The 3,429-nt window shown below is 60.0% G+C and carries 2 protein-coding genes; one reads left to right on the forward strand and one right to left on the reverse strand.

The genetic code is table 11. From position 1 onward, the window contains the following. Positions 1–108 precede the first annotated feature (108 nt). Positions 109–549: a YkgJ family cysteine cluster protein gene (locus QMX98_RS33315; RefSeq protein WP_102593477.1), complete on the reverse strand. Its 441-nt coding sequence runs from the start codon at positions 547–549 to the stop codon at positions 109–111. Positions 550–808: 259 nt separating this feature from the next. Here QMX98_RS33315 and QMX98_RS33320 point away from each other — a divergent pair, with 259 nt between their 5' ends. After that, positions 809–3,259: a glycogen/starch/alpha-glucan phosphorylase gene (locus QMX98_RS33320; RefSeq protein ID WP_282412024.1), complete on the forward strand. Its 2,451-nt coding sequence runs from the start codon at positions 809–811 to the stop codon at positions 3,257–3,259. The last annotated feature ends 170 nt before the right edge of the window (positions 3,260–3,429 follow it).

Here is a 3,429-nt window from a genome sequence, read left to right on the forward strand (position 1 = left end):
GGGCAAGCCTCGCTCCTACGGGTTTTGCACGCGTCACAAGAACGGCGCATGACCTGTAGGAGCGAGGCTTGCCCGCGAAGGCGATCTATCCGGCAGCGTGATTGCGGATCAGAACTTCTCAAGCGTCCTACGGCTGGCGCTGCTCTCGCGCACCACTTCTTTAGGCTTGTATGCGCAATACCCCGGCCGTGGCCCGATTTTCGGGTGATTGCGGCAAGTGTCCGGGCGCTTTTCATAAATAGTGCACAGACGGCTCTTACGATCCAGGTACAGGCAATCGTTGTTGCTCATGCGCTGGAGGGTGAAGATCTCGGACTTCTGGTTGTAACGCTCGACGATCCCTTCCTTCTGCAAGCGCTTGGCAATGTTCTTTGGCGGCTCGCCGCGCTCGAACTCGTCGACGATGCCGATGCGGATAAGGTCCTTGATCTTGACCTCGACCGGCAGCGTGCAGCAGCTGGATACACACGAGCCGCACATCGGTGCAGAATATTTGGCCCAGGTATCGAGGCGATCGATCTCCGCAGCGGCGATCAGGTTGGACTTCATCATCGGTTGTTACCAGCGTGTGCATCAGGGCGCGCGATCATACCGGGACTGGTGGATTTTTGAACAACCTTTCGCCAGATTTTTTCTCCTTCGCTCAAATAACACCGTTAATCCGGCACGGCCCCTGCATTGATTCAGGCACATGACAATGTAATGCCGCCCTATCTCGCACTATCAGGAAAAACTGCCGAACCAGAGTCCCAACGGCCTGTCAGACCGTCTAGGCTCAACAACTCCACGCTCGCTCGAGGTCCTATCGATGACTCAAGAACCACTTGTTCGCGAAGCAGAGGTGGCCGCATTTCGCGATGCCGTCTTGACCAAACTCACCTACGCGGTGGGCAAAGACCCGGATCACGCCTTCGACCACGACTGGTTCGAAGCCATTGCGTTGGCAGCGCGCGATCACATGGTCGAGCACTGGATGGATCACACCCGGCAGATCTACCGCAAAGGTCAGAAACGGGTTTACTACCTCTCCCTGGAATTTCTCATCGGCCGGCTGCTCTACGACAGCCTGAGCAACCTTGGCTTGCTCGACGTCGCCCGCGAAGCGCTGACCGAACTCGGCGTCGACCTGGAACGTATCCGCCTGCTGGAGCCCGACGCGGCGCTGGGCAACGGCGGCCTCGGTCGTCTGGCAGCGTGCTTCATGGAAAGCATGTCGACCCTCGGCATCGCTGGCCACGGCTACGGTATTCGTTATGAACACGGCTTGTTCCGCCAGGCCATCGTCGACGGCTGGCAGCAGGAGCAAACCGAACACTGGCTGGACTTCGGTAACCCGTGGGAATTTGAACGGCCTGAAGTCGTGTACCCGATCGGCTTCGGCGGCAGTGTCGAAACCGTCACCGATGAAAACGGCAAGTCCAAGCAAGTCTGGTCCCCGGCGGAAACCGTGCGGGCCATTGCCTACGACACGCCGGTGGTCGGCTGGCGCGGGGCGAGCGTCAATACGCTGCGCCTGTGGCGTGCCCGCGCCATGGAAGATTTGCACCTGGAGCGCTTCAACGCCGGTGACCACTTGGGCGCTGTGGCCGAAGTCGCCCGGGCAGAAAGCATCTCCCGCGTGCTCTACCCGGCGGACAGCACCGAAGCCGGCCAGGAACTGCGCCTGCGCCAGGAATACTTCTTTGTCGCCGCGTCCTTGCAGGACTTGCTGCGCCGCCATCGCAACATGCACACCTCGGTCCTGACCCTGGGCGACCACGCGGCGATCCAGCTCAACGACACGCACCCGTCAATCGCCGTGGCCGAACTGATGCGTCAGCTCGTCGACGTCTACGACGTGGCGTGGGATGCCGCATGGCAGGTCACCGTCGACACGCTCTCGTACACCAACCACACGCTGTTGCCGGAGGCGCTGGAAACCTGGCCGGTCGGTTTGATGGAGCGGATGCTGCCGCGGCACATGCAGATCATTTACCAGATCAACGCCCAGCACATTGACTCGTTGCGCGCCAAAGGCATTCACGACTTCGACGTGCTGCGCGCGGTGTCGCTGATCGAGGAAGACAACGGCCGCCGAGTGCGCATGGGCAACCTGGCGTTCCTCGGATCCCACAGCGTCAACGGTGTGTCCGCGCTGCACACGCAACTGATGCGCAAAACCGTGTTCTCCGAACTGCACAAGCTCTATCCGGAGCGGATCAACAACAAGACCAACGGCATCACCTTCCGCCGCTGGCTCTACCAGGCCAACCCCGAGCTGACGTCGATGATGGTCGACGCCCTCGGCCCGGACCTGTTGGACAACGCTGAAGCACGCCTGAAGGAACTGGAGCCGTTTGCCGAGAAAGCTGCGTTCCGCAAAGCCTTCGCCGAGCAGCGGCTGCACAGCAAAAAAGCCCTGGCGTACCTGATTCATGAACGACTGGGGATCGCGGTCAACCCGGCGGCCATGTTCGATGTGCAGGTCAAGCGGATCCACGAATACAAACGCCAGTTACTCAACCTGATGCACACCGTGGCGTTGTACCAGGCGATTCGCGCCGAGCCGGAAATCGACTGGGTGCCGCGGGTGAAGATCTTCGCCGGCAAGGCGGCGGCCAGTTATCACCAGGCCAAGCTGATCATCAAGTTGACCAACGACATCGCCCGGGTGGTGAACAACGACCCGACGGTGCGCGGACTGCTCAAAGTGATGTTCCTGCCCAACTACAACGTCAGCCTGGCGGAAAGCATCATTCCGGCGGCGGATTTGTCGGAGCAGATTTCCACCGCGGGCTTTGAAGCCTCGGGCACCAGCAACATGAAGTTCGGCCTCAACGGTGCGCTGACCATCGGCACCCTCGATGGCGCCAACGTTGAAATGTGCGAGTTCATCGGCCCCGAGCACATGTTCATCTTCGGTCTCAGTGCCCAGCAGGTTGAGGCGCGCAAGCAGAACCATGAGTTCAATGCGACTCCGGATATTGCCGCATCACACCGTTTGAATGACGTGCTGCAAGCGATTCGCGGCGGGGTGTTCTCGCCGGATGATCCGGCCCGTTACACCGGGTTGATCGACTCGCTGATCGATTACGACCGCTTCCTGGTCTGCGCTGATTTCGATTCCTATTGGGATGCGCAGATGCGCGTGGAAGCCCATTGGCACGATTCGCAAGCCTGGTGGCGTTCGGCGGTGTTGAATACTTCCCGGATGGGCTGGTTCTCGTCCGACCGGACCATTCGCGAGTACGCCACGGATATCTGGAAGGCATTGGAGTAACTTTTAGCAATAATTGCGAGCAAGGCCCGGCGGTTGTTGGGCCTGATCGATATACTAAGCCCCAGTTTCACCGGGCAGCAGGCACTGGCAATCCATTGTGGGAGCGAGCCTGCTCGCGAAAGCGGTCTGACATTCAACGTCAATGCTGAATGTCATGGCCCCTTCGCGAG

Origin of the sequence: Pseudomonas sp. PS02303 (assembly GCF_029959925.1) — a bacterium.
In the GTDB taxonomy this organism is placed as follows: domain Bacteria; phylum Pseudomonadota; class Gammaproteobacteria; order Pseudomonadales; family Pseudomonadaceae; genus Aquipseudomonas; species Aquipseudomonas mandelii.

Excerpts from the sequence above, each read along its gene's own strand:
- QMX98_RS33320 (WP_282412024.1), top strand. The coding sequence starts at position 809 with ATGACTCAAGAACCACTTGTTCGCGAAGCAGAGGTGGCCGCATTTCGC.
- QMX98_RS33315 (WP_102593477.1), bottom strand. The coding sequence starts at position 549 with ATGAAGTCCAACCTGATCGCCGCTGCGGAGATCGATCGCCTCGATACC.